Annotated in this window: 23 protein-coding genes; 11 read left to right on the top strand and 12 right to left on the bottom strand. The window is 60.7% G+C overall.

Features of this window, described 5'->3' with window-relative positions:
• The 3 genes from lgt to rppH form a co-directional block, all read right to left on the bottom strand.
• Entirely contained in the window at positions 1 to 873 is an 873-nt protein-coding gene (gene lgt / locus MMS95_RS15800) for a prolipoprotein diacylglyceryl transferase (protein ID WP_019455719.1), read from the bottom strand.
• Positions 874 to 1094: 221 nt separating this feature from the next.
• Positions 1095 to 3341 carry a phosphoenolpyruvate--protein phosphotransferase gene (ptsP, locus tag MMS95_RS15795; protein WP_048324798.1) on the bottom strand — a complete coding sequence of 749 codons (2247 nt, stop codon included), beginning with the start codon at positions 3339 to 3341 and terminating at the stop codon, positions 1095 to 1097.
• A gap of 12 nt (positions 3342 to 3353) precedes the next feature.
• Positions 3354 to 3881 (bottom strand): RNA pyrophosphohydrolase, encoded by a 528-nt coding sequence (gene rppH, locus MMS95_RS15790; RefSeq protein ID WP_004931849.1) that lies wholly within the window; start codon positions 3879 to 3881, stop codon positions 3354 to 3356.
• 696 nt (positions 3882 to 4577) lie between these two features.
• Here rppH and mutH point away from each other — a divergent pair.
• The 4 genes from mutH to MMS95_RS15770 all read left to right on the top strand — a co-directional run bounded on the left by mutH (position 4578) and on the right by MMS95_RS15770 (position 7700).
• Positions 4578 to 5264 carry a DNA mismatch repair endonuclease MutH gene (mutH, locus tag MMS95_RS15785; RefSeq protein ID WP_004931848.1) on the top strand — a complete coding sequence of 229 codons (687 nt, stop codon included), beginning with the start codon at positions 4578 to 4580 and terminating at the stop codon, positions 5262 to 5264.
• 100 nt (positions 5265 to 5364) lie between these two features.
• On the top strand, positions 5365 to 6081 hold the full coding sequence (locus MMS95_RS15780) for a TerC family protein (protein ID WP_004931845.1): 717 nt from the start codon (positions 5365 to 5367) through the stop codon (positions 6079 to 6081).
• Between the two features lie 154 nt (positions 6082 to 6235).
• Positions 6236 to 6454, top strand: a complete 219-nt coding sequence (locus tag MMS95_RS15775) for a YgdI/YgdR family lipoprotein (RefSeq protein ID WP_004931843.1) — start codon at positions 6236 to 6238, stop codon at positions 6452 to 6454.
• Between the two features lie 205 nt (positions 6455 to 6659).
• Positions 6660 to 7700, top strand: a complete 1041-nt coding sequence (locus tag MMS95_RS15770) for an NADP(H)-dependent aldo-keto reductase (protein ID WP_015378923.1) — start codon at positions 6660 to 6662, stop codon at positions 7698 to 7700.
• Positions 7701 to 7733: 33 nt separating this feature from the next.
• On the opposite strand, the gene lplT is transcribed toward MMS95_RS15770, so the two are convergent.
• From lplT to MMS95_RS15755, 3 genes are all read right to left on the bottom strand, one after another.
• The gene (gene lplT / locus MMS95_RS15765; protein ID WP_076741317.1) at positions 7734 to 8918 is read right to left on the bottom strand and encodes a lysophospholipid transporter LplT; all 1185 of its coding nucleotides are present in this window, start codon (positions 8916 to 8918) and stop codon (positions 7734 to 7736) included.
• Positions 8918 to 11071 (bottom strand): bifunctional acyl-ACP--phospholipid O-acyltransferase/long-chain-fatty-acid--ACP ligase, encoded by a 2154-nt coding sequence (gene aas, locus MMS95_RS15760; protein WP_103086262.1) that lies wholly within the window; start codon positions 11069 to 11071, stop codon positions 8918 to 8920. The genes lplT and aas overlap by 1 nt, the downstream gene beginning before the upstream one ends.
• A gap of 346 nt (positions 11072 to 11417) precedes the next feature.
• The gene (locus MMS95_RS15755; RefSeq protein ID WP_242141924.1) at positions 11418 to 13676 is read right to left on the bottom strand and encodes a molybdopterin guanine dinucleotide-containing S/N-oxide reductase; all 2259 of its coding nucleotides are present in this window, start codon (positions 13674 to 13676) and stop codon (positions 11418 to 11420) included.
• Between the two features lie 221 nt (positions 13677 to 13897).
• On the opposite strand from MMS95_RS15755, the gene galR reads away from it, so the two are divergent.
• The 3 genes from galR (at position 13898) to MMS95_RS15740 (ending at position 15729) form a co-directional block, all read left to right on the top strand.
• The gene (gene galR / locus MMS95_RS15750) at positions 13898 to 14917 is read left to right on the top strand and encodes an HTH-type transcriptional regulator GalR (protein WP_004931832.1); all 1020 of its coding nucleotides are present in this window, start codon (positions 13898 to 13900) and stop codon (positions 14915 to 14917) included.
• Between the two features lie 159 nt (positions 14918 to 15076).
• Positions 15077 to 15421 carry a type II toxin-antitoxin system RelE/ParE family toxin gene (locus MMS95_RS15745; protein ID WP_160125901.1) on the top strand — a complete coding sequence of 115 codons (345 nt, stop codon included), beginning with the start codon at positions 15077 to 15079 and terminating at the stop codon, positions 15419 to 15421.
• 5 nt (positions 15422 to 15426) lie between these two features.
• Positions 15427 to 15729, top strand: a complete 303-nt coding sequence (locus MMS95_RS15740) for a helix-turn-helix domain-containing protein (RefSeq protein ID WP_004931828.1) — start codon at positions 15427 to 15429, stop codon at positions 15727 to 15729.
• Positions 15730 to 15756: 27 nt separating this feature from the next.
• Here the strand turns inward: MMS95_RS15740 and lysA are convergent, their stop codons facing one another.
• Entirely contained in the window at positions 15757 to 17019 is a 1263-nt protein-coding gene (lysA, locus tag MMS95_RS15735) for a diaminopimelate decarboxylase (RefSeq protein ID WP_242141922.1), read from the bottom strand.
• Between the two features lie 133 nt (positions 17020 to 17152).
• On the opposite strand from lysA, the gene MMS95_RS15730 reads away from it, so the two are divergent.
• Positions 17153 to 18076, top strand: a complete 924-nt coding sequence (locus tag MMS95_RS15730) for a LysR family transcriptional regulator (RefSeq protein WP_076741314.1) — start codon at positions 17153 to 17155, stop codon at positions 18074 to 18076.
• A 27-nt stretch (positions 18077 to 18103) separates the two neighbouring features.
• Here MMS95_RS15730 and MMS95_RS15725 read toward each other — a convergent pair whose 3' ends face one another.
• Positions 18104 to 19012: a LysR family transcriptional regulator gene (locus MMS95_RS15725; RefSeq protein ID WP_015378928.1), complete on the bottom strand. Its 909-nt coding sequence runs from the start codon at positions 19010 to 19012 to the stop codon at positions 18104 to 18106.
• Between the two features lie 108 nt (positions 19013 to 19120).
• On the opposite strand from MMS95_RS15725, the gene MMS95_RS15720 reads away from it, so the two are divergent.
• A complete protein-coding gene (locus tag MMS95_RS15720) occupies positions 19121 to 20005 on the top strand; it encodes an MBL fold metallo-hydrolase (RefSeq protein ID WP_044030591.1) in 885 nt (294 codons plus the stop codon).
• Between the two features lie 68 nt (positions 20006 to 20073).
• Positions 20074 to 20721 carry a DsbA family protein gene (locus MMS95_RS15715; RefSeq protein WP_021505678.1) on the top strand — a complete coding sequence of 216 codons (648 nt, stop codon included), beginning with the start codon at positions 20074 to 20076 and terminating at the stop codon, positions 20719 to 20721.
• A 28-nt stretch (positions 20722 to 20749) separates the two neighbouring features.
• On the opposite strand, the gene MMS95_RS15710 is transcribed toward MMS95_RS15715, so the two are convergent.
• Entirely contained in the window at positions 20750 to 21457 is a 708-nt protein-coding gene (locus MMS95_RS15710; RefSeq protein ID WP_021505679.1) for a hypothetical protein, read from the bottom strand.
• Positions 21458 to 21662: 205 nt separating this feature from the next.
• Between MMS95_RS15710 and MMS95_RS15705 the strand changes: the two genes are divergently transcribed.
• A complete protein-coding gene (locus MMS95_RS15705; RefSeq protein ID WP_015378932.1) occupies positions 21663 to 23390 on the top strand; it encodes an ABC transporter ATP-binding protein/permease in 1728 nt (575 codons plus the stop codon).
• 36 nt (positions 23391 to 23426) lie between these two features.
• On the opposite strand, the gene agaF is transcribed toward MMS95_RS15705, so the two are convergent.
• The 3 genes from agaF to agaW are packed head-to-tail and all read right to left on the bottom strand — an operon-like array spanning position 23427 to position 25534.
• Complete coding sequence (gene agaF / locus MMS95_RS15700; protein ID WP_015378933.1) at positions 23427 to 23861, bottom strand: PTS galactosamine/N-acetylgalactosamine transporter subunit IIA; 435 nt, start codon at positions 23859 to 23861, stop codon at positions 23427 to 23429.
• 10 nt (positions 23862 to 23871) lie between these two features.
• Entirely contained in the window at positions 23872 to 24765 is an 894-nt protein-coding gene (locus MMS95_RS15695; protein ID WP_033632215.1) for a PTS system mannose/fructose/sorbose family transporter subunit IID, read from the bottom strand.
• A complete protein-coding gene (gene agaW, locus MMS95_RS15690; protein WP_015378935.1) occupies positions 24755 to 25534 on the bottom strand; it encodes a PTS N-acetylgalactosamine transporter subunit IIC in 780 nt (259 codons plus the stop codon). Before agaW ends, MMS95_RS15695 begins: the two co-directional genes overlap by 11 nt.
• Between the last annotated feature and the right edge of the window lie 7 nt (positions 25535 to 25541).

Below are 25541 nucleotides of genomic sequence, written 5' to 3'. Positions count from 1 at the left end.
TCACGACACTTGTTGCTGCGGGCGACGACGGTACGCCCAAATCATCATAATAACACCGGCCACCACCATTGGGATGGACAGGATCTGCCCCATGCTGATCACGCCGTCGAACAGGCCGAGCTGAGCATCCGGTTGGCGGAACGCTTCAACGATGATGCGGAATGCGCCATACCCGATCAGGAACAGGCCTGATACGGCGCCCATCGGCCGCGGCTTGCGAATAAACAGGTTCAGAATGATAAACAGCACCACGCCTTCCAGCAGCAGTTCATACAGCTGCGACGGGTGGCGCGGCAGTACGCCGTACTGATTCAGCAGCGGCAACAGAGAGGGATCGGCGGCGGCGAGAGCCACGTCTTCGCTGCGCGAACTTGGGAACAACATCGCCCAAGGGGTGTCGGTGGTCACGCGGCCCCATAGCTCGCCGTTGATAAAGTTGCCGAGGCGGCCGGCGCCCAGGCCGAATGGGATCAATGGCGCGATAAAATCGGAAACCTGGAAGAAGGTGCGCTTGGTGCGGCGAGCGAACCAGAACATCACCAGAATCACCCCCATCAAACCGCCGTGGAATGACATGCCGCCATCCCAGACCTTGAACAGATAGAGCGGGTTATCCAGGAACAGCGGCAGGTTGTAGAACAGCACATAGCCTACGCGGCCGCCGACGAATACGCCCAGGAAGCCGGCGTAGAGCAGGTTTTCCACTTCGTCTTTGGTCCAGCCGCTGCCCGGCTTGTTGGCGCGACGCACCGCCAGCCACATGGCAAAAACGAAGCCGACCAGGTACATCAGGCCGTACCAATGCAGAGAAACGGGGCCAATGGAGAAAATGACCGGATCAAATTTAGGAAACGCCAGATAGCTATTGCTCATCTATCACCACAACATGTCTGTTATTTTTCCCCATGCGGGGGCGGCAGGTGCCAAACGTCGGCGCAGGTTGTCACACGCCTTTCAAACGGCAGCGTTGGCCGCTGCGGTTTGCAAGACGACGAACAGCGCCGCGCTGAGGTTGCGCATCATAACATAGGCTTAGCGCGGTCCGGGCTGGCAGCGCGGGAAAAGTTCTGTAAAAAAATCACATCGCGCAGCGATTATCTGCCGCCGCGAATCAACCCGCCCATGCCGCGCCGCTCCATAAACGCCGCCACCAAATGGCGCACTTCCGTGGTCATCTGGGTGTTCAACACCCGGTGAGCCAGCATTTCAGCGTCGGCAAGGTCGATATGCCGCAGCAGGTATTTGATGCGCGCCACGCTGCGGCCATTCATGCTCAGATTGCGATAGCCCATGCCCACCAGCAACAGCGCGCCCATCGGATCGCCGGCCAGTTCACCGCACAGGCTAAGCTGCAGCCCGGCCGATTTTCCCTGTTCGGCGATCAAGTTCAGCACCTGCAGCATCGCGGGATGCAGGCTGTCGTACAGCGAGGCTACCCGCGTGTTGTTGCGATCCACCGCCAGCAGGTACTGGGTCAAGTCGTTGGTGCCTACCGAGATGAAATCGACGCGCCCGGCCAAATGCGGGATCAGGAAAATCATCGACGGCACTTCTAGCATCACGCCGATTTTCGGTTTCGGGATCGCGTAGCCAAGCACCTCTTCCACCTCGCGCCCGGCGCGGTCAATCAAGCGCTTGGCCTCATCGACCTCTTCCAGGCTGGTGACCATCGGCAGCAAAATGCCCAGGTTGCCGGTGCCGGCATTGGCGCGCAGCATGGCGCGCACCTGAATCAAAAAGATCTCCGGCTGATCCAGAGTGATGCGGATGCCGCGCCACCCCAGGCAAGGGTTTTCTTCGCTGATCGGCATATAGGGCAGTTGCTTGTCGGCACCGATATCCAGGGTGCGCAGCGTCACCGGCTTGCTCGGATAAAGCTGCAGCATGCCTTGATACTGCGCGACCTGTTCTTCTTCGGACGGGAAACCGCTTTGCAACATGAACGGGATTTCGGTGCGGTACAACCCCACGCCATCCACTCGGCCGCCCAACAGCTGTTCATGTTCCGGGCTGAGGCCGGCGTTCAGCATCACCTGGATACGCTCGCCGCTTTTCAACTGCGCCGGCTGCTCGACGTCGTCTTCCGCCAGCTTGCTCAGCTCCAGCTCTTCGCTGATCAGCCGTTGATATTCCTGCACCAACACCGGCTCAGGATCGACCAGCAGTTCACCGCGATAACCGTCGACGATCAGCAACCGCTGGCTGAGCAGAGAAGGCTGGATGTCGGCGCCCATCACCGTCGGCACGCCCATCGCACGCACCAAAATCGCCGCATGCGAGTTGGCGGCGCCGTCGCGCACCACCACGCCGACCAGGCGATCCTGCGGCACTTCGGCCAGCAATGTCGCGGTCAGCTCATCTGCCACCAGCACAAAACGCGCCGGCCACTGGGTGGCGCCCTGGGTGGTGTCGTCGAGGTGGAACAGCAGGCGTTGGCCCAGCGCGCGCAGGTCGCTGCCGCGCTCGCGCATATAGGTGTCCTGCAGTTTGGCGAACTGTTCGGCAAAGGCTTCTATCACCTGCTTCACCGCCCACTCCGCCACCGAACCGTTGTCGATTTCGGCGAACAGTTCGCGCTTGAGGCGAGCGTCGTTTAACAGGTGAGAATAAAGATCGAAGATCGCCGCGCTCTCTTTTTGCGAGCTGGCGGCAAAACGCTTGCTGAAACGGCGAAACTCCGCGCCGGCCTCTTCCAGCGCCAGCGTCAGGCGCTCGCGCTCGCTGGCGGTGTCCAGCGTCGACGCGCGGTAAACCTGATCGAGCGAAGGCTGGCTGCTGTCCTGCCACCCTTCCGCCACCGCCACGCCGGGCGAGGCCGCCAGCGCGCGCACGCGCGTTTGGCGATACTGACCGAAAATGGCGTTGAGCTGCGACTGTGACAGGATCCCGGCCATCTGCGTGGCCAGGGTGACCATGAAAGACTCTTCGCTTTCATCGAACTGGCGCAGCTCGCGCTGCTGCACCACCAGCACCCCCAGCAGTTGGCGCCGATGAATGATCGGCACCCCGAGGAAGGATCGGAAACGATCCTCTTTCACCTGCGGAACGTATTTAAAACTGGGGTGGCTTTGGGCATCGGCCAGGTTGATAGGCTCGGCTCGGCGGCCGACCAACCCGACGACGCCCTCGTCAAACGCCAATGCGATAGTGCGCCCACGCGGCTTTTTCAGCCCGCGCGTGGCCATCAGGTAGTAACAGCGGCGATCGTTGTCCGCCAGGTAGATGGAACACACTTCGGTGTCCATCGCCAGACAGGTTTCATTGACCAGCAGATCCAGCGCATCCGTCAGACTGGCCGCCGCGGCCACCTTCTCTACAATTTCTCGCAAGCGCGTGAGCATAGTCGGCTTAACTTAACCTCTCTTTCGGCGATAAGCGGGGGCCTGCCGCGGCGCCGCCTGCTCTTGCATCGGCATCACGGTCACGGCGAATTCTTTCATCACCCGGCGGTAGACGTCGCGTTTGAACGACACCACCTGGCGCACCGGATACCAGAAGCTCACCCAGCGCCAACCGTCGAACTCCGGCGTGCTGCTGCGCTGCATATTGATATCAGCGTCATTGCACAGTAGCTGCAACAAAAACCATTTTTGCTTTTGGCCGATACAAACCGGCTTTGTGTCCCAACGCACCAAACGTTTCGGCAATTTATAGCGCAACCAGTTGCGGGTCGAAGCCAGGATGCGCACATCCTTTTTACTCAGCCCCACTTCTTCGAACAGCTCACGGTACATCGCCTGCTCCGCAGTTTCGCCAGGGTTAATCCCACCTTGGGGAAACTGCCAGGAGTGCTGACCGTAACGGCGGGCCCATAGGACCTGCCCCTGACGATTACAGATTACGATACCAACATTCGGGCGGTAGCCATCATCATCGATCACCGGACTACCTCGATAAGCTTAAATTCGCATAGATGTCCTGATTGTTTCACACAAGCTACAGGCGGTAAACCACTGCTTTACGGCGCTGCGGGCCGGATAACATTGGGATAACTCACAGATATAGGCAAAGTTATAAACATACCCTAGCCTTTCAGACCGGTTTTATTCACTTTTTCTGTGGATAGGTGTGTGCAGAACTCGAGGGATAAGCCGGTAAAACTCTCGTCCCCTAAAATCCCCCCTCATACCTAAAAACAAATATTAAACTTAAAAACATACAGTTAACCAATATCCCACAGTGATTTACAGGGCAAAAATGTGATCTATGCACGGTAAGGATCTTACCCTGGCGAAAGATCCACCAACGCCGTTTTTATCCACAGATTATCCGGGCAAGTTACGCACAAAACGGACAAATTCGTAAAAATCCGCCTGAGTCAAGGCTGTAAATTGAACCAGTGATCGGTAAAAATTTGGGTTATCCCATAAATCTGTGGATAAATAGGTGTAAGATCCTGTTTATTGTCGGTGGCTTCAGGTGAACAAGCCCCGCAAGTGCATTGTCGCCCGCGCAAGGAAAGAAAAAAAGTCATGTAAAATCATGCTACTATTATTCTTTTCCCCAGGCGACTGGGGTTAGCGTTTCCCGTGTACCTATGCAGTACGTTTTTCAACCAAATTCAACAGGCTTGATTTATGGCGTTTTTATCCCCTCTGCCGCCCCCGCCGGAAAATGAACGGCAGCTGTTCGAGCGCGCTCAGGCGCTGGCCGGCTTCAGTTTTGGCGAACTGGCCGCCCGCGCGCAGTTGCCGATCCCCAAGGATCTGAAACGCGATAAAGGCTGGGTGGGCATGCTGCTGGAGCTGTACCTCGGCGCCATGGCCGGCAGTAAACCGGAACAGGATTTTCCTGAGCTGGGCATTGAGCTGAAAACCATTCCTGTCGACGCCGCCGGCAAACCACTGGAGACCACTTTCGTCTGCGTCGCCCCGCTCACCGGCAACAGCGGCGTCACCTGGGCCAGCAGCCACGTTCGCCACAAGCTGGCGCGCGTGTTGTGGATACCGGTAGAGGGCGAACGGCAAATCCCTCTGGCGCAGCGCCGCGTCGGTTCGCCGCTGCTGTGGAGCCCGAGCCTTGCTGAAGAAGAGATGCTGCGCCGCGATTGGGAAGAGCTGATGGATCTGATTGTGCTCGGTCACGTAGAACGCATCACCGCACGCCACGGCGAAGTGCTGCAACTGCGTCCCAAAGCGGCCAACAACAAGGCGCTCACCGAAGCCATCGGCGAACAGGGGCAACCTATCATGACGCTGCCGCGCGGTTTCTATCTGAAAAAGGGTTTTACCGGCGCGCTGCTGGCAAGACATTTCTCAATCTAAGCGATTTCGTTTAACTCTGGTTTAGCTAGCCCTGTCAGCGCCACGATAAACGCGTATAATTCACGCTTTGCATTTATTAAGTACTAAGGTGTGTCGGGCAATGTTCGAATGGATTATGGATCCCAATGCCTGGTTAGCGTTAGGTACGCTAACCATTCTTGAGATCGTACTGGGTATTGATAACATCATTTTTCTGTCGCTGGTGGTGGCGAAGCTGCCCAAAGCGCAACAGAACAAAGCTCGCCGAATGGGCTTGGCCGCTGCCATGCTGATGCGCCTGGCGCTGCTGGCCTCCATCGCCTGGGTGATCCGCTTGACGCACCCGCTGTTCACCGTGCTGGATCACGCCATTTCCGCCCGCGATCTGATCCTGCTGCTGGGGGGACTGTTCCTGATCTGGAAAGCCAGCAAAGAGATCCACGAAACCATCGAAGGGTCGGAAGAAGAGCACCACACCAAGGTGCACAGCTTCTTCGGCGCGATCGTACAGATCATGCTGTTGGATATCATCTTCAGTCTGGATTCGGTGATTACCGCCGTGGGCCTTTCCGATCACCTGTTCATCATGATGGCGGCGGTGGTGATTGCCGTCGGCGTGATGATGTTCGCCGCCCGGCCGATCGGCGAATTCGTCAATCGCCATCCGTCGGTGAAAATGCTGGCGCTGGCGTTCCTGATCCTGGTGGGCTTCACGCTGATGCTGGAAAGCTTCCAGGTGCACGTGCCGAAAGGCTACATCTACTTCGCCATGTTCTTCTCCATGTCGGTAGAAGCGCTCAATCTGATGCGCAGCAAGAAAAACCGTTCGCCGGAATAACCCTGCGCGGAGGCCGCCATCGGCGGCTTCCGCCGTTTCGTTGCCCCCTCATTTCAGTTTTTCTTATCAGATAAAGACTTATCTGAGACGTCCCCGGCCAAGAGTTTGCTAATCTTGAAAGAATATTGTTTTTGCATAATCGAGGATCCGCAGGATGAAAAAGTGGGTAATGGCAGTGTCTGCGCTGGTGATGGCGGCCGGTTTGGCGGGATGTTCCAGCGACTACGTCATGGCGACCAAAGACGGCAACATGATCCTGACGCAAGGCAAACCAGAGATCGACGAAGACACCGGACTCATCAGTTATAAAGACGAGAAAGGCAACCACCGCCAGATCAACGGCGATCAGGTTTCCCAGGTTATCGAACGCTAATCACCGCTCGCCGGCTATCGCCCGTTCAAGCGCGGTAGCCCTCATTCGTCTCCGCACTGAATCCGCTTCCCCCATCTTCACCGCTTGGTTATAGTCAGGAAAGGCGACATCGCCGCCCGACGGACTTTGCGCCGTCTTCTGAATTGGGCTCCTGTTTCACCGGGCCGCGCGGCCCGTCAGCGCTAACAAGAAAGGAAGGCCGTTAATGCAATACCACCGTATTCCCCACAGTTCTTTAGAAGTGAGCGTGCTGGGACTGGGCACCATGACCTTTGGCGAACAGAACAGCGAAGCCGACGCCCATGCGCAACTGGACTATGCATTGGCCGCAGGCGTGAACCTGATAGACACCGCCGAACTGTACCCGGTGCCGCCTCGCCCGGAAACCCAGGGCCTGACCGAGAGCTATATCGGCAGTTGGATCAAGGCGCGCGGCAATCGCGAAAAAATCGTCCTGGCCAGCAAAGTTTCGGGCCCGGTACGCGGCACCGACAGCAGCATCCGTCCGCAGCAGGCGCTGGATCGCAAAAACATCCGCGCCGCGCTCGACGCCAGCCTCAAGCGGCTGAACACCGATTATCTCGATCTTTATCAATTGCACTGGCCGCAGCGTGCTACCAACTGCTTTGGCAAACTCAACTATCAATACACCGAGGACAAAGCTACGGTCACGCTGTTGGAAACGCTGGAAGCGCTGACCGAGCAGGTGCGCGCCGGCAAGATCCGCTATATCGGGGTTTCCAATGAAACGCCCTGGGGCGTGATGCGCTACCTGCAGCTGGCGGAGAAACATGAGCTGCCGCGCATCGTGTCGATTCAAAACCCGTACAGCCTGCTGAACCGCAGCTTTGAGATTGGCCTGGCCGAGATCAGCCAGCACGAAGGGGTGGAACTGCTGGCCTATTCCAGCCTGGCGTTCGGCACCCTGAGCGGTAAATACCTCAACGGCGCAAAACCGGCCGGCGCGCGCAATACGCTGTTCACCCGTTTCAACCGTTATTCAGGGCAGCAAACCCAGTTGGCGATCGCCGAATACGTGGCGCTGGCCAAAAAACACGGGCTGGATCCTTCGCAGATGGCCTTGGCCTTCGTGCGTCAGCAGCCGTTCGTCGCCAGCACTCTGCTGGGCGCCACCTCGGTGGATCAGTTGAAAATCAACCTCGACAGCCTCGACGTGATTCTGGATGAGGACGTGCTGCAGGCGCTCGAAGAAATCCACACCCGGTTTACCATTCCGGCGCCTTGATAGCCTGAGGGCGCAGCCTGGCTGCGCCCCGTTTCACCGCCGCTGAGACCACCACAATGCGCTAATCGCCAGCGCAAACACCACGCCAAACCCTACGCCGACGCCCACCACCGGCACGCCCAGCTTCACGACCAAAGAATACAGGCCCAGCATCAGCAACATGGCGGCGTTTTCACCCAGGTTTTGCACTGCGATCGCATTGCCGGCGCCGACCGAATGTTTGCCCCGCTCCTGCAGCAACGCATTGAGCGGCACGACGAAGAAGCCCCCCAGCATGCCGATGAGCGCCAGCAAGACGTAGGCATTGAGCATGGTCGTTTGCAGCGCAAACACCGCGACCGCGATGCCGATCAGGATCCCGGCCGGCATGCAGCGTTTCACCGTCTTCAGCGTGACGAAGCGCGCGGCGGCGCCGGCGCCCACCACGATGCCGACGGCCACCATGGCGTTCAGCAGCGTCGGCGTGGCGTTATCGGCGATGCCAAGCGCCACCGGCACCCACAGCACCAACAGAAAACGCAGCGTCACGCCGGCCCCCCAAAACAGGCTGGTGCCAATCAATGAGAAACGCGTCTGCCCATCGCGCCATAATGTGACGCAGGCGGTAAAGAAACTGTTCGTCATGGCCCGCGGCCGCCATGAAGCCCCTGGGCGTGCCGCCGCCAGACGTGGAATATACAGGTTGGCGACCACCGCCCCCGCGTAAACCAACGCGCAGGCCGCCAGCGCCGCGACCACGTGCCAGTCCGCCAGAATACCGCCGGCCACCGAACCGGTCAGAATGGCGGCGATGGTCGAGGCCTCCATCAGGCCGTTAGCCTTGACCAGCTTCTCGCCGCTGGTGATCTCGCCCAGAATGCCGTATTTGGCCGGAGAATACGCGGCGGCCCCCACGCCGACCAGGCTGTAACCCAGAAACGGGTTCCCCCCAAAACAGATCACCAATGCCCCCGCCAGCTTCAGCGCGTTGGCGAACATCATCACCCGCCCTTTGGCGAAGCTGTCGGCCACCTGGCCGACAAACGGTGCCAGGATGATGTAGGTGGCGACGAAGGCCATCTGCAGGATCGGCTGGCTCCAGTCCGGATACAGCTGCTGCTTGATCAGCGCCAGCGTGGCGAACAGCAACGCATTGTCGCCGAACGCCGAGAGGAACTGCGCGCTGATCACCGCGATCATGCCGCGTGACAACAAAGGGGATTCGGTCGAAGGATTCATCAGGCACTCTCCGGCTGTTCGGCCATATGACGCAAGGTGACGAAATCAGGTTTGCCGCTGCCGAGCACCGGCAGCGTTTTCAACAGGCGAATATCGCGCGGCACCGCCAGCTCCGGGCTGCCCAGCTCGCGCGCCACCCGCAGCAATGCCTCGCGGGTAATGGCGGGATCGGTGGTGAACAGCACCAGCGCCTCGCCTTTGCTGCTGTCGCTTTTGACCGTGGCGGCATGCAGTTTTTCCGGCGACAGCCGTTGCGCCAGCAGTTCGACGCTCTCCAGCGACACCATCTCGCCCGCCAGCTTGGCGAAGCGCTTCACGCGTCCGCGAATGGTGCAGTAACCCTGCTCATCCAGGCTGACGATATCGCCGGTATCATACCAACCCGGCTGCAGCACACCGTTCGCATCTTCCGCCGCCGGTGGTTCCAGCTCACCGGGACGTTCAACCCGCAGGTAGCCTTTCATGATATTCGGCCCCTTCAACTGCAGGCGGCCGCCGTTATCGATGCCCGGCACCGCGATCAAACGCGCCTCCATCTGCGGCATGATACGGCCAACGGTGCCCACCTTGGTCGCCAGCGGCACGTTGATCGACACCACCGGCGCGCACTCGGTCACGCCATAGCCTTCCAGAATGCGGATGCCGTATTTATCCTGATAGATCTGTTTGGTGCTGTCCGCCAGTTTCTCCGCGCCGGCCACCACATAGCGCAAGCGGGCGAAATCATACGGATGCGCGAAGCGCGCATAGTTGTTGAGGAAGGTCGCCGTGCCGAACAGCACCGTGCAGTTACGGTCATACACCAACTCCGGCACCACGCGATAGTGCAGCGGGCTGGGGTAGAGGAAAATGCGGCTGCCGGTGAGAAGCGGCGTCAGCAGCCCCACCGTCAGGCCGAACGAGTGGAACAGCGGCAGTGACGACATGAAGCGGTCGCGCGGCGTGAAATCGGCAATGGTGCGGATTTGTTCTACGTTGGCCAGCAGGCTGGCATGCGAATGCACCACGCCCTTGGGGTGGCCTTCGGAACCGGAAGTGAACAAGATCAGCGCCGCGTCCTCCGGGCGTTGCGGCAACATCGCGCGCTGCGGTTGCAGCAAGTGCCGCAGGATCCACAGCTTGTCCGCCAGCGTAACGGTGTCTTTCAGATCCTCCAGATACACCCAGTTGGCCTGCGTCACCTGCTCCGGCAGATGGGTCAGCTTGCCCTTCTCCAGGAACTGGCGCGAGGTGACGATGGTCTTGATGCCGGCGGCGGTCATCGCGCTGTTCAGGCCGTTGGCACCGGCGGTGTAGTTGAGCATCGCCGGAATGCGGTTGCGCAGCGAAGCGCCGAAGATCGCCGCCGCGGTGATGGTGGCGTTGGGCAACAGCAGCCCGACGTGCTCCCCTTCGGCGGTAAAGCGCTGCAGAATGCGGCTGACGCCCAGCGATTTCTTGATCAGCGTTTGGTAGCTGTCCTCTTTGAAAGCGATGTCTTCGATACAGGGCTTGCGGTGCCCATAGCGCTGCTGCGCCGCCAGCAAGGCATGGAACAGCGTCTGCGGTTCGCGCGTCTCCATGCGCGCCCGCATCATGATCTGCATCAGCCGATCGCCCGCCAGCGCCCGCCGCTCGCGCGCACGCGGAGCCTCCGGCATCGGCAGCGTGGTCGGCGGCAAGATGCGGATGCTGATTTGCGGAAACCAGCGGATCTTGAACACCCCGGCCATGCGGCCGAACGGGCTGAATTCGGGGCCGTCGATCCGCACCGGCACCACGGTGGCGCCCGATTTGGCGGCGATAAACGCCGCGCCGTCGTAGATTTTCATCAGCGCGCCGGTTACGGTGATGCGCCCTTCAGGGAACACCACGATCGGCCGCCCCTGTTCGACCATGCGCACCAGTTGCTTGATGGCCATCGGCTTGGTGGGATCGAGCGAGACGAAATCGATGTAAGGCCGCAGCCAGCGCATAAACCAGCTCTCGCCGATGCTGGCATAGACCGCAAACACCGGTTTTATCGGCAGGAACAGCGCCAGCAGTACGCCGTCGAGGAAAGAGACGTGGTTCGGCGTAATCAGCAGTTTTTGCCGTTCGAAGTGCTGGACGTCCCCTTCGACCCGTACCCGAAACAACAGGCGAAACAGCGCGCGCAGCAGTGAAAAGATCATGCCCTTCTCCCTTGGCCATGGAGGCGTAAATCGTTGTAGGGAAAAGAATACTATATGGCAGGCAAAAAAAAACCTACGCATCCGCGTAGGTTGGTGCAATTGAAAATGGCTTCAACATACAGAGTATGCTGATTTCTCACCAATCAATACCTCTGGGATCACCTACTCTAGAGAGATGGCATGCAGGAAACTACCGCCGAATCGCAAGAGTTCTGCTCCAAATGCAACCAGCTGTAAATTTCCCGCGATCTGCTGTAATAACTCAATGAAACTTAAACCTTCCCGCAGCGACGAAAAAATAAATATAACAACGACCGAGCCAGTGACCCAGACGTGAAATCTTCACTCATCGCGCGCTGACCTCGACCAGGCAGCTCATGGCGTTCGGCCCCTGCGTCAGCGGCGAGGTGCCGATATCCAGCGTCAGCACGTTCGGGTTGCCCGCCTGCTCGACCGGCCGGCGCTGCGCGTCGAAACCCGGCTCGAACCAGGCACCGGTCGCCATCAACACCACGCCGCGCGTCACGCCATCGGTGAGCGATACCCCCGCCAGACAGCTGCCGCGCGCATTGCTGACCAGCACTTCGGCGCCGTCCGCCACGCCGCGCGGCTCCGCATCGTCCGGATGCATATACAGGGTTTCGCGCCCGGCGGTCTTGTTGCCCTGCGCCAGCGGCGCCGGATCCATCTGGCTATGCAGGCGATCGCTCGGCTGAATGGAGATCAGGTGCAGCGGCCAGTTTTTGGTCTGCGGCGCACCCAGCCACTCCACCGGCGGCCGCCACTGCGGATGCGGAGCGAAATCTTCGTAGCGATAGCCGGCGATCCGCTCACTGAACAATTCGATCTTGCCGCTGGGCGTTTGCAGCGGGTTAACCTGGGGATCGGCGCGAAACGCGTCAAAAAATACAAACTCTTTGGCCGGCGCGGGCAGCTCGACATAGCCCCGTTGCCAGAACGCCTCAAACTCGGGCCAGGCGACGCCGGCGCGCTGCTGCGCCGCGCCGCATTGCCGATAGATAGCTTCGATCCAGGCGCGCTCATCGCGGTTTTCGGTAAAGCGCTCGCGATAACCGAGACGCTCCGCCAGATCGGCGAAGATATCGAAATCGTTGCGCGCCTGATGCTGCGGCGAAATGGCCTGATGCATCGCCAACACGTAGCGATCGCGCGACGAGCCGCCGATGTCGTTGCGTTCCAGCGAACTGGTGACCGGCAACACGATATCCGCCATTTTGGCTGCCGCCGTCCACCAGATATCTTGGACGATCACCGTATCCGGCTTCTGCCAACCTTCCACCAGTCGGTTCAACTGCTGATGGTGATGGAACGGGTTGCCGCCGGCCCAGTGCACCAGATGGATATCCGGATAATGCCGCGTCTCGCCGCAAAATTGATAGGCTTCGCCGGGGTGCAGCAGCATGTCGCAGATGCGCGCCACCGGGATCGCCAGCCCGGCCGGGTTATCCCCTACCGGCATGGTCGGCGCGGGGGTATCCACGCGCGGGTTGCCGACGCCGTTCATTGAGCCGTGGCCGAACGAAAAACCGCCGCCCGGCAGCCCCACCTGACCCAGCATCGACGACAGCGCGATCATCATCCAGTACGGTTGCTCGCCACGATGCGCGCGCTGCACAGAGTAGGAACAGGTGATAAAACTGCGCACGCCGATCAGCTGCCGCGCCAGCAGCGCTATGCGCGCCGTCGGAATGCCGGTGATGGCGCTGGCCCAGGCCGGCGTTTTCGCCACGCCGTCGCTCACGCCGTTCAGGTAATCCGCCAACTGTTGATAACCCACGCAGTGGCTGTGCAGGAAGGCTTCATCCTGCGCGCCCAGCCGCTGGATTTCGTAAGCCAGCGCCAGCATCAGCGCCACGTCGGTATTCGGCCGGATCGGGATCCATTCCGCATTGACGAACTCGGGGCAATCATCGCGCATCGGGCTGATGTTGACCACCGGCGTACCCTTGCGCGCCAGCTTTTGCAGCCAGGGCTTGAGCGCATGTTCCGCCGCGCCGCCGGAAGAGACCTGAGCGTTTTTCAGCGCCAACCCACCAAACGCCACAAACAGCTCGCAATGCTCCACCACGCTCGGCCAACTGGTGACGCGCCCGGTCAACGGCGAGAAAGTGCCGATCACATACGGCAGAAAGAACTGCGCTGCGCCCCAGCTGTAGTTGCCCTGCTGATCGACCCCACCGCCGCCGCTGAAATAGAATCGCCGCACCAGCGAGCGGGCATGGTGCAACCGCCCGGCCGACGACCAGCCATAAGAGCCGGTAAACAACCCGGAGGCGCCGTAGCGCTCGCGCACCCGGCGATTCTCCTGCGCCACCAAATCGAGCGCCAATTCCCAGTCCACCTCGACGAAATCTTCCCTGCCGCGCAGCGTACGGTCGCTGCCCTCGCGCTTTTGCAGCCACGAGCGGCGCACCGCCGGCTTGCGAATGCGTTTGTCGGAGTAAACCATCGGCGCGATGGAATCGAGCAGCGGCGAAGGGTCGGGATCGTCGACGAAGGGTTCACAACGGATAAGCCGGCCGTCTTCAACCACGGCGGTATAAGCGCCCCAATGGGCGAGCTGCGGATAGCGTTTAATGGACATGGCGTTCTCGGCGCAAATCGGAATGCACAGACGTTACCTCAAGCCCACCGCCGGTGCCAACGTACAAATTGCGCTATCGTTCGGTAGCAGTTGGTTATGCGTACAGACTCGAAGAGATTCTGCAACCGCCGCCACAAGTTGCGCACGAGACCGCTTGCAGCCCCGGTTTTTTTCCGCAAAACTGGGGGATGTAAGCGATTACCCAGGATGTGTTGACTGATATGGCTACGATAAAGGATGTTGCCAGGCTGGCGGGGGTTTCCGTGGCCACGGTATCCCGCGTGATAAACAATTCCCCCAAGGCCAGCGAAGGGTCGCGCACCGCAGTGCAGGCCGCGATGGAACAGCTGCAGTATCACCCTAACGCCAACGCTCGGGCGCTGGCGCAGCAATCCACCGAGACGCTGGGGCTGATCGTCTCCGACGTTTCCGATCCCTTCTTCGGCGCGATGGTCAAAGCGGTCGAGCAGGTGGCCTACGCCACCCACAATTTTCTGCTGATTGGCAACGGTTACCACGACGCCGAAAAAGAGCGTCAGGCGATTGAACAGCTGGTGCGGCACCGCTGCGAAGCGCTGGTTGTGCACGCCAAAAGGCTGAGCGATCAGGAACTTTGCGGCTGGATGCAACAGATCCCGGGCATGGTGCTGATCAATCGCACGCTGCCGGGCTTCGAAACGCGCTGCGTGGCGCTCGACGATCGCTACGGCGCCTGGCTGGCAACCCGTCATCTGATCCAGCAAGGGCATCAGCGCATCGCCATCATCTGCTCCACCCACCAGATTTCCGACGCCACCGACCGGCTGCAGGGCTATCTCGACGCGCTGCGGGAACACGGTATCGCGGTGGATGAAAAGCTGATCGCCTATGGTGAACCGGACGAAATCGGCGGCGAACAGGCGATGACCGAATTGCTCGGCCGCGGCCGTTCGTTCTCCGCCATTACCTGTTACAACGATCCGATGGCCGCCGGCGCGCTGTCGGTGCTGAGCGATAACAGCGTCGACGTACCGGGGGAAATTTCGCTGATCGGTTTCGACGACGTGCTGATTTCGCGCTATCTTCGGCCGCGCCTGACCACCATTCGCTACCCGATCGTGGCGATGGCGACCCAGGCGGCGGAGCTGGCGCTGGCACTGGCCAACCGGCAACCGCTGCCGGAAATCACCAACATGTTCAGCCCAACGCTGGTGCGCCGCCACTCGGTCGCCACCCTCAACAACGCACACGAACAGCCGTAATTCCCACCGCCGCATGGGTGAGCCGTCACCCATGCGCTCAGATTGCGCAGCCCGCCGCATTTCCCGCTTTTGGATTTTTTCCGCTCCCAGCGTTCGTACATATTGTTGGCACAATAACCTTTACACTATATAGCATAAACGCTATATTTGGAGCGCGTCATGTGGCAAGTGGTGACCGTCGAACGGTTTGACGACTGGTTTTTAGCGCTGAACAACGCCCAGCAAACAAGCATCCTGGCGGCGATCTACAAATTGCAGACGTTCGGTCCGCAATTGGCGCGGCCGCATGCCGATACGCTGCATTTTTCCGACGCGGTCCGGCAGTTGAAGGAGCTGCGCATTCAACATCGCAGGCGCCCTTTCAGGGTGTTTTTCGCCTTTGATCCACAGCGGCAAGCGGTATTGCTGTGCGGCGGCGATAAAACCGGCGACAAACGCTTTTACCAGCGCATGTTGCCCATCGCCGCCATGGAGTTTTCACATTATCTGGCAACCCGGAGGTAGTGCAGATGGCCAAACCTTTATCCCAACTGATCGATAAACTCGATCCCGCCGTCGTTGCCGCCGCCAGACAAAAAGCGGACCAGGAGATTTTCGAGCTGCGGCTGGCGATGCTGAGGGAAGAGTTGGCGGTTTCTCAGGTTGAATTGGCGAAGCGGCTCGGCATCAGCCAACCCTCCGTCGCCAATTTGGAAAAGCGCGGCAGCGAAATCAAACTGTCGTCGCTCAAACGCTATATCGAGGCGATGGGCGGCACGCTGTCGCTGGATGTGCAATTGCCCAATGGCCAGCACCGCCGCATGACGCTGTGAAGCGGGCGCCGGGCGCCCGCCCGCTGATCAGATAAGTTCCAGCGCGATCAGTTCTTCGATGGTCTGGCGGCGGCGGATCAAACGCGGCTCGCCGTTTTCGAACAGCACTTCAGGCAACAGCGGACGGCTGTTGTAGTTGGAGGACATCGATGCGCCGTAGGCGCCGGTATCGTGGAACACCAGATAATCGCCGATCTGCACCGGCGGCAGCTCGCGAGTTTCCACGCCGCCGCCCGCCTGCTGGGTAAACACGTCGCCGGATTCGCACAGCGGCCCGGCGATCACCGTGTCGCGCAGCGCTTGCCCCGAGGTATCGCGCCCATCGGCCGGCAACAGCGAAATATGGTGGTAACTGCCGTACATCGCCGGGCGCATCAGATCGTTAAAACCGGCGTCCACCAGCACGAAGTGGCGGCTGCCCATGTCTTTTACCGCCCGCACTTCGGCCACCAAGACGCCCGCTTCCGCCATCAGGAAACGCCCCGGTTCAATCTCCAGCTGCACCGGATGCCCCAGATGCGCGGCGATGCGTTCACGCGCCTGGTTCCACAAACCGAAATAGTGTTCGGTATCGATCGCCTCTTCGCCGTACTGATACGGGATAGACAGGCCGCCGCCGGCGGAAATGGCGCTGATGTCATGACCGAGATCGATCACCTGCTGCACCATCGCATCGCAGACCCGCTCCAGATGCTGGTAATCGACCCCGGAACCGATGTGCATATGCACGCCGATCAGTTTCAGGCCGTAGCGGCGAATTTTCTCCACCGCCTGCGGCAGGTCGGCATACCAGATGCCGTGCTTGCTGTTCTCGCCGCCGGTGTTGGTTTTCTGGCTGTGGCCATGGCCAAACCCCGGATTAATGCGCAGCCACACCGGATGCCCGGCGGAAACCTGGCCGAGCTGATCCAGCATGTCGATGGAACCGGCGTTAACCGGGATCTTCAATTCGCTGACGCGCGCCAGCGTGGCGTGATCCAACACGTCCGCGGTAAACACGATCTCGCTCGGTTCGCCGCCCGGTTGAAAACCGGCCTGCAGCGCCCGTTCGATCTCGCCCAGCGACACCGAATCCACCTTCACGCCCTGCTCGCGCATCAAGCGCAAAATATGAATGTTCGAACAGGCCTTCTGCGCGAAACGAATGGTGTCGAAGTGGCGCAGCTGAGCGATGCGCTGGCTGATGATGTCGGCATCATAGGCCCAGACCGGGCAACCGAAACGCTGCGGCAAGGCCAGCAGGTTAGCGGCGTTCAACGCGGTGGAGGTGTCGTGCAACGGGCGTGGCATGGCGATATTCCCAATTCGAAAATGACGGCAGATAAGGCCATAGTGCCGCACGCTGAATCGAGTGGAAAATATCTATTTAGCCGTAGTCTATTCATTTATGATATGGCTTTCTCTACAGTCGAGCGGCCTCGCCATGCACAGTATCTCTTTGCGGCAGATCGAAATCTTTCGGGCGGTGATGACCACCGGCAACCTGACCGAGGCGGCAGCCCTGCTGCAAACCTCGCAACCGACCGTCAGCCGCGAGCTGGCGCGCTTTGAAAAGCTGATTCGGCTGCAGCTGTTCGACCGGGTGCGCGGGCGTTTGTCCCCCACCGTGCAAGGGTTACGGCTGTTCGAAGAGGTACAGCGCTCCTATTACGGCCTCGATCGCATCGTCAACGCCGCCGCCGGCATCCGCCAGTTTCAGCAGGCGCAGCTGTCGATCGTGTGCCTGCCGGTATTCTCCCAATCGCTGCTGCCGGCGGTGTGCCAGCCCTTTATCGAACGTTATCCGGAAGTCAGCTTCAGCGTGATCCCGCAAGAGTCGCCGCTGCTGGAAGAGTGGCTGTCTGCCCAGCGCCACGATCTCGGGCTGACGGAAAACACCCTCACGCCGGCGGGCACCGAACGGGTGACGCTGATGACGTTGAACGAAGTGTGCGTGCTGCCGACGGGCCACCCGCTGCTGGTAAAAGACCAGCTGACGCCGCAGGACTTCGCCGGGCAGAACTTTATCAGCCTGTCGAGCACCGACAGCTATCGTCACTTGCTGGATGCGCTGTTCGGCGAACAGGGCGTCGAGCGCCGCATGGTGATGGAAACGCACAGTGCGGCGTCGGTGTGCGCCATGGTGAGAGCCGGCGTGGGGGTGTCGATCGTTAACCCGCTGACGGCGCTCGACTATGCCGGCAGCGGCGTGCACGTGCGGCCGTTCAGCATCGACGTGCCGTTCACCGTCAGCCTAATCCGGCCGCTGCACCGCCCTTCATCGGCGCTGGTCACGGCCTTTGTCGACCATCTGCATCAGCAGGCGGCACGCTTCTCCGCCCGGCTGGCCGCCGCTGTCAGGCGCTGAAAGCGGCCAGGGAATATTGCCGAGACCTTAGCGCAGCGTCGCCTGCCACTGCGGATCGGTGGCGAACCACTCCACCAGAAAGTCCAGCATGGTGCGCAAGGTGGCGGGCATCTGGCGACGCGAGGTGTAGATGCCGTAGATGCCCATCGACTGCGGCCGGTAATCCGGCAACAATTCGACCAGTTCGCCGCTGGCCAGCAGCGGGGCCGCCGAATAATAGGGCTGCATGGAAATGCCCGCGCCCTGCACCGTGCCGGCCATCAACACCACCGACTCGTTGGCGCTCAGGTTGCCGCTGACCGCCACCGCCGATTTCACCCCCTGAGCATCGAAGTGCCACAGGCTTTTGCCGAAATAGGAGTAGGTCAGGCAGTTGTGCAACGCCAGATCCTGCGGTTGGCGCGGGGTGCCGTGTGCCGCCAGATACGCCGGCGCGGCGCACACCACCGATGCGCAGGTGGACAGCGGACGGGCGATCAGGTTGGGATCCAGCTCGTTGGTGATGCGCAGCGCCAGATCGATGCGCTCTTCCACCAGGTTCACCGCCCGGTTGTTCATCTGCAGATCGACCGCCACCTGCGGGTGACGCTTCAGATACTGAGCGACCGCCCCCACCAGCGCCGTTTGCCCGAGCGACTGCGAACAGGTAATGCGCAGCAGGCCGCGCAGTTCGTCGCTCTGCCCTTCCTCCACCAGGTCGATCTCCCCCGCCAGCGCCAGCATTTGTCGGCAACGTTCCAGAGTACGCTCACCGGCGTCGGTCAGACTAAGCTTACGGGTAGTGCGGTGCAGTAAACGCGCTCCGGCCCATTGCTCCATCTGCGCCAGGTAGCGAGTGACCATCGCGCGCGACATCTCCAGCGTTTCCGCAGCGGCGATCATGCTGCCGCGATCGACGATGGTGACAAAAACCTCAGCGGCGGTAATGCGATCCATGATTAGTCCGATTTATGCAACGAATAATTGCTTATTATCCGGTTTTTCTATCGCTTTATGCAACCTAACATCATTACAACATTAACCGATACCTAAGGACCTCTGCCCATGTTTAAGAAATCACTGTTAACTCTGGCCTTCACCGGCGTCGCCACCCTGAGCACCTACGCCACCGCTGCCGATACCCTGACCATGGAAGTGTATAACCCGGGCGAGAAAAGCGTGTTCCCGGTGTCTTCCGAAATCATCAGCGGCCAACACGAAGTGGCGCTGATCGACGCACAGTTCCAGCGCAACGATGCCGAAGAGCTGGTGAAAAAGATCAAGGCGACCGGCAAGAAGCTGACCACCGTTTATATCAGCCACTCAGACCCGGATTTCTACTTCGGTCTGGACGTGATTAAGGCCGCTTTCCCGGAGGCGAAAATCATCGCTTCGCCAGGCACCATCAAGGACATCAACGCCACCAAAGACGGCAAAGTCGCCTATTGGGGCCCGATCCTGAAAGACAACGCGCCGAAAACCGTGATCGTGCCGCAGCCGCTGCAGGGCGACAGCTTCACCATCGACGGCCAGAAAGTGGAAGTGAAAGGCCTGAACGGCCCGACCCCCGATCGCACCTTCGTCTGGATCCCGGCGCTGAAAGCGGTCGTGGGCGGCGTCGCGGTCGCCGGTGACAATATCCATCCGTGGATCGCCGATAACCAGACCGTGGAATCGCGCCAACACTGGCAGCAGACGCTGAAAAACATCGAAGCGCTGAAGCCGCAGGTCGTCGTGCCGGGCCACTTCCTGCCGGGCGCCGCACAGACGCTGGCATCGGTGCACTTTACCCAGAAATACCTGACCACGCTGGAAGCCGAACTGCCGAAGGCCAAGGATTCCGCCGCGCTGATTGAAGCGATGAAAAAACACTACCCGACGCTGAAAGACGAATCGAGCCTGGAACTGAGCGCGAAAGTGCTGAAAGGCGAGATGAAGTGGCCGCAATAAGCGCCCGTAAGTGATTGAACCAGCCCTGGCGCCGCGGCGGCTTGCCGCGCGCCAGGCGAGGAGTAAAAATGACCGAAACCACTCTGCATTACATTTTCGATCCGCTGTGCGGCTGGTGCTACGGCGCCGCGCCGCTGGTGAAAGCGGCTCAAAGTCTCCCCGGGTTGAAGGTTGTGCCGCACGCTGGCGGCATGATGACCGGTAACAACCGCCGCCAAATCACCGATGAATGGCGCAACTACGTCATTCCACACGACAAACGTATCGCCGAAATGACGGGCCAGCCGTTCGGCGAAGCCTATTTCAACGGCCTGCTGCGCGACACCACGGCGGTGATGGATTCCGAACCGCCGATCACCGCTATCCTGGCGGCGGAAAAGCTGTCTGGACGCGGGCTGGATATGTTGCACCGCATTCAGCAGGCGCACTATCAGGAAGGCCGGCGCATCGCCGACACGCCGGTGCTGGAGGCGTTGGCGAAAGAGCTGGGGTTGCCTTCGGCGGCGTTTATCGCCGAAATGCGCTTCAACAGCGGCGCACCGACCGCGCAACACATCGCGGAAAGCCGGGCGTTGCTGGCCAAAGTGCAAGGCCAGGGCTTCCCGACCTTTGCGCTGCAGGATAGTGATGGCCGCCTGCATCTGCTGCCAGCCGGCAACTATCTGGGTAATGTGGAAGCCTGGAAGAACCTGCTGGGCGCCGCCGCGCTGGCATAACCCTGCTCGCCCCGATCGTCGGGGCGGGTCATTCTACCCGCACGAACCGCCCTTCCGCCCGCACGTTGTGACCGAACCCGCAATCGCCCCGCGTGTGCATTTCCAACGCTTGCTCGCCAAACTCCATCGTCACGTCGCAGACCTGCGCGCTTTCCGCTTCATGCTGGTGGTAGACAGCCTTGCCGTGTTCGATCGGCAGCTCGGCGGAGAAGTCCCCCATGTTCGGCCCGTAATACAGCCCCATCTGCGGCATGGCGTAGCCGGAGAAATCGATCAACCAGCGCTCGCCCTGCGGCTTCACCGCCACTTCGCTCCACACGCCTCGCCCGGCGTATTGCCAGTACACGCCGCCCGGCCCCTGCGGCTGCGGCCGCTGCGCCAGCCGTTGGCGCAACAGGCTCAGGTTGTGCTGCGATTTGTCATCGTGCGGCGCCAGCGCCAGATAGGCCTGCGCCTTGAGCAATTCGCCGGCGTGCATCAGCGACAGCGCCACGTTGTTGTAAGCCGTGGCGACAGCCTGCTCGCTCAGGCCGCAAAACTCGCTCCAGGCCGCCTGATCGCGAAAGATGTCGGCGGCTTTGGCGTAATCTTGCCGCTGATAGGCCTTTTTTCCCAGTTCGGCGTAGCTCGCCACCTTTTGGCAATCGGCGGCGATGTCCGGCTCGTCAATGTGCGCCCAGGCCCGGGCGCTGGCGAAGACGCCGCAGGTCAGCAACAGGGGAAACCAAGCCTTCATCGTTTATCCTTTCTGCAAAAATTCGGCGCCAGTATAACCGCCCGGCGCCGGAGTGTATGCCGCAATTGCGCCCGCCAGCGTGCCGCTGGCGATTCAGCCGCCTTATTTCAAACGGTTAGCGGAGTCAAAACTGCTTACAGTCGCGGTTTGTTTGTTACCGGCCCGCAGCCCATGCTGAACAAAATACCGCAATTATCGAGCCGTTATGAACGCAACCCCCTTGCAGAAACACGCCGTGTGGCAGCTGATCAAACCCTTTTGGGTGTCTGAGGAGCGATGGCGCGCCTGGGCGATGCTGATCGCCATCGTCATCCTGTCGCTCGGTCTGGTCTATATCAGCGTGCAGATCAACCAGTGGAACCAGGTGTTCTACGATGCGTTGCAGAACAAAAACTACCCGGTGTTCAAGGCGCAGCTGTGGCGCTTCACCTATCTGGCGCTGATCTTCATCGTGCTGGCGGTCTACAAGATCTACCTGACTCAGGGGCTGCAGATGCGCTGGCGGCGCTGGATGACGGAAAAGTTCATGGGAAAATGGCTGGCGCACCAGGCGTATTACCACACCGAGCAGCAGCAGATCGTCGATAACCCCGATCAGCGTATCGCTGAAGATCTCAACGTACTGACCCAATATACCCTGTCACTGTCGCTCGGGCTGCTCTCCAGCCTGGTGACGCTGTTTTCCTTCATCGACATTTTATGGCACGTCAGCGGGCCGATGACCTTCGCGCTCGGTCAACACGCCATCACCTTACCCGGCTATATGGTGTGGTTCGCGCTGCTGTATGCGGTGCTGGGATCGCTGCTGATCTGGTGGGTCGGCAAACCGCTGGTCATGCTGGGCTTTAACCAGGAGCGGTATGAGGCGAACTTCCGTTTCGGCCTGATCCGCATCCGCGAAAACAACGACGCCATTGCGCTATACCACGGCGAACCGCGCGAGGCGCAACAGTTGGGTGACCGTTTCGACACCATTCGCAGCAACTGGTGGGCGATCATGCGCATCACCCGGCGGCTGAACATCGCCACCAACTTCTACGGCCAGTTCGCCATCGTGTTTCCCCTGCTGGTGGCGGCGCCGCGCTACTTCTCCGGCGCCATTCAGATGGGCGGCCTGATGCAGATCGCCTCGGCCTTCGGCCAGGTGCAGGGTGCGCTGTCGTGGTTTATCGACGCGTTTAACGACTTGGCGACCTGGAAAGCCTGCGTTAACCGTTTGGCCGGCTTCAACGCCGCCGTCGATCAGGTTCACCATCAGCCGCGCGGCATTCAGTTGCGGGAAGAGAGCGCCCATCCGTTGACGCTGGATAACCTCAGCCTGAACTTGCCCGACGGCCAGCCGCTGCTGGCCGGCGCCGAGATGACGCTGCAACGCGGCGATCGCCTGCTGATCGTCGGCCCTTCCGGCTGCGGCAAGTCGACGCTGCTGCGGGCCATCGCCGGTATCTGGCCTTATGGCGCGGGCGCCATCGGGGTGGCGGCCAACGCCAACACGCTGTTCCTGCCCCAGCGCAGCTACATTCCGATCGGCACGCTGCGCGAGGCGCTGAGCTACCCGAGCCTGGCGTCAGAATACAGCGACGAACAGTTGATGCGGGTGCTGGAAAACTGCCGTCTGAAACACCTGCAGCGCTGGCTGGATACCTCCGCCAACTGGAGCCATCGCCTGTCGCCGGGTGAGCAACAGCGGCTGGCGTTCGCCCGCGCCCTGTTGATTCGCCCGAACCTCCTGTTCCTCGACGAAGCCACCAGCGCGCTGGACGACGAAACCGAGCAACTGATGTACTGCCTGCTGGTGGATGAACTGCCGGACATGACGCTGATCAGCGTAGCGCACCGCAACAGCGTGGCTAAGTACCACCAGACCTGCTGGCGCTTCAGCCGCGGCGAAGACCAACCGGCGCGCCTGGCGCTGAGCCCGTTGCCGGCATAACTCACGAAGCCGGGCGCAAGCGCGCCCGGTTTTCGTTCAGATGCCATCGGCCTGCGCGTCTTCGCACTTCACCCGGCGGCGTTCATGCCACAGGCTGGTCAGCCCGCGTTTACCGCTCGCCAGCGCCACCTCGCGAAATTCATCCAGGCTCAGTCCGTCACGTTCCAGCATCATTTCCGCCGCCAACTGCATGTTGACACCGGTCAGCACTTCGCAATCGCCCCGCGCATCCGCCAGTTCACAGGCGCTACGAAACGGCGAACCGCCGAGCATGTCGGTGAGGAACACCACGCCGTCCGGCTGCGCCACCGCGGCCAGCGCCGAGCGTAAGGCGTCGTTGAGCTGCGCGGTGCTCATCTGTTCGGGGAAATCAACCGCCGCACAGTGCCGCTGCGGCCCCACCACCTGTTCCACCGCCTGCAACAGCCCGGTGGCAAAGCCGCCGTGGCCGGTAATCACAATGCCTGGCATAGCCCGCTCCTCACAAAATACCGATAAATTTGCCCGCCACGCCGATGACTACGGTGACGCCAATCAGCTTCACCGGCGAGAATCCGCGCTTCATCAGGAAGAAAATGAGCAGCGTGAAACACAGCGGCAACAAGTTGGGCATCAGCTTGTCCAGCACGTCGGTCTGCAGCGCCACGCTGGCCTTGCCGGCATGCATCACCAGCGGCGTGGACAGGTGCACATACGAGGCCACCAGCGCGCCGATCACCGTCATGCCGACGATCGATGCGGCGTGAGAAATGCGCCGGGTGTGGGTCTTCAGCAGCGCCAGCGCGCTGGTGCCGGCCTGATAGCCGTAGTGCGCCAGCCCAAAACGCAGGCCGAAGTGGAACAGGTTGAACAGCAGCAGGAAAACGATCGGCCCGAACAGGCTGCCCTCCAATGCCAGCGAAGCGCCTATGCCGGCGCAGATCGGCAGCAGCGTCAGCCAAAACAGCGCGTCGCCGATGCCGCCGAGCGGCCCCATCAGCGCCACTTTCACCGCGCGAATGGTGGAGATTTTCTCCTTGTTCTGCTCCATCGCCAGCACCAGGCCGGACAGGAAGGTGACGTCGAACGGGTGCACGTTGATAAATTCCATGTGCATCTTCATCGAGTTGGCCAGATCCTGCGGGTTGCGGTGGATCTTGCGCAGCGCGGGGATCAACTGATACAGCCAGCCGCCCGCCTGCATGCGCTCGTAGTTGAACGACGCCTGCAACAGCAGCGAACGCCAGGCCATGCGGTTGATGTCGCCGCGCGTCAGCGCTTCGGCGGGCTGGCTGTCCAGATAATCGTCCTGTTCCACCTGGCTGGTGGCCAGCGCCTGCGCCATGCGCTGCTCGGCTTTTTGCGCCAGCAGATCGTCGGAATCGTTAAATGCCATCTTCGGCGTCCTCCTGCGGAGCGGGCCGGGTGGTTGCCTCTGCCGCGCCGCGTTGCGTGTTGAAGAAGTCGATCAGAGCGATCGCCAGAGCCCCCAGCGCCACCGCCAGGATCGGCAGCTTGAGAAACGTGACCGAGATGAAACCGAGGATAAAATAGGCCACGTAGGTTTTTTTCATCATCACTTTCATCAGCAGCGAGAAACCGATCGCCGGCATCATGCCGCCCGCCACCGCCAGCCCGTCCAGCAGCCAGCCCGGCGCCTTCTGCACCATGGCGCTGGCCGCATCGGCGCCGAAGTAAATCGGCAGGAACGCCACCACGAAATAGAAGATGAACAGAATGCTGATGCCCAGGTAATTCACCCGTTCGATGCCGCGCCAGTTCAGCGCTTTCACCATGCGATCGCAGCGGTGCATCATCGGTGAAAACAGCGTAAACAGCAGCGTGATGCAGCCCTGCACCGCAATCGAGAACGGCACCGCCACGCCGATCGCCACTTTAGGATCGGCCTTGGTCAGAATGGCGAATGCGGTGCCGATCACCCCGCCGATCACCACGTTCGGCGGTTGGGCGCCCGCCAGCGGCACCATCCCCATCCACACCAGCTCCAGCGTGCCGCCCACCAGCAACCCGGTATAGACATCGCCCAAAATCAGCCCCACCAGCGGCCCCATCACTACCGGCCGGTGGAAGTGGGTCAGACCGTCGAACAGGTCAACCCCCGCCAGCCCAGCCAACAGCGCAATCAATAACGCATCCGTCAACATGCTTTCC

This window comes from Serratia sp. PGPR-27, from assembly GCF_022678525.1.
Taxonomy (GTDB): Bacteria; Pseudomonadota; Gammaproteobacteria; order Enterobacterales; family Enterobacteriaceae; genus Serratia; species Serratia nematodiphila.
This window is presented reverse-complemented; position numbering and strand designations above follow the sequence as displayed.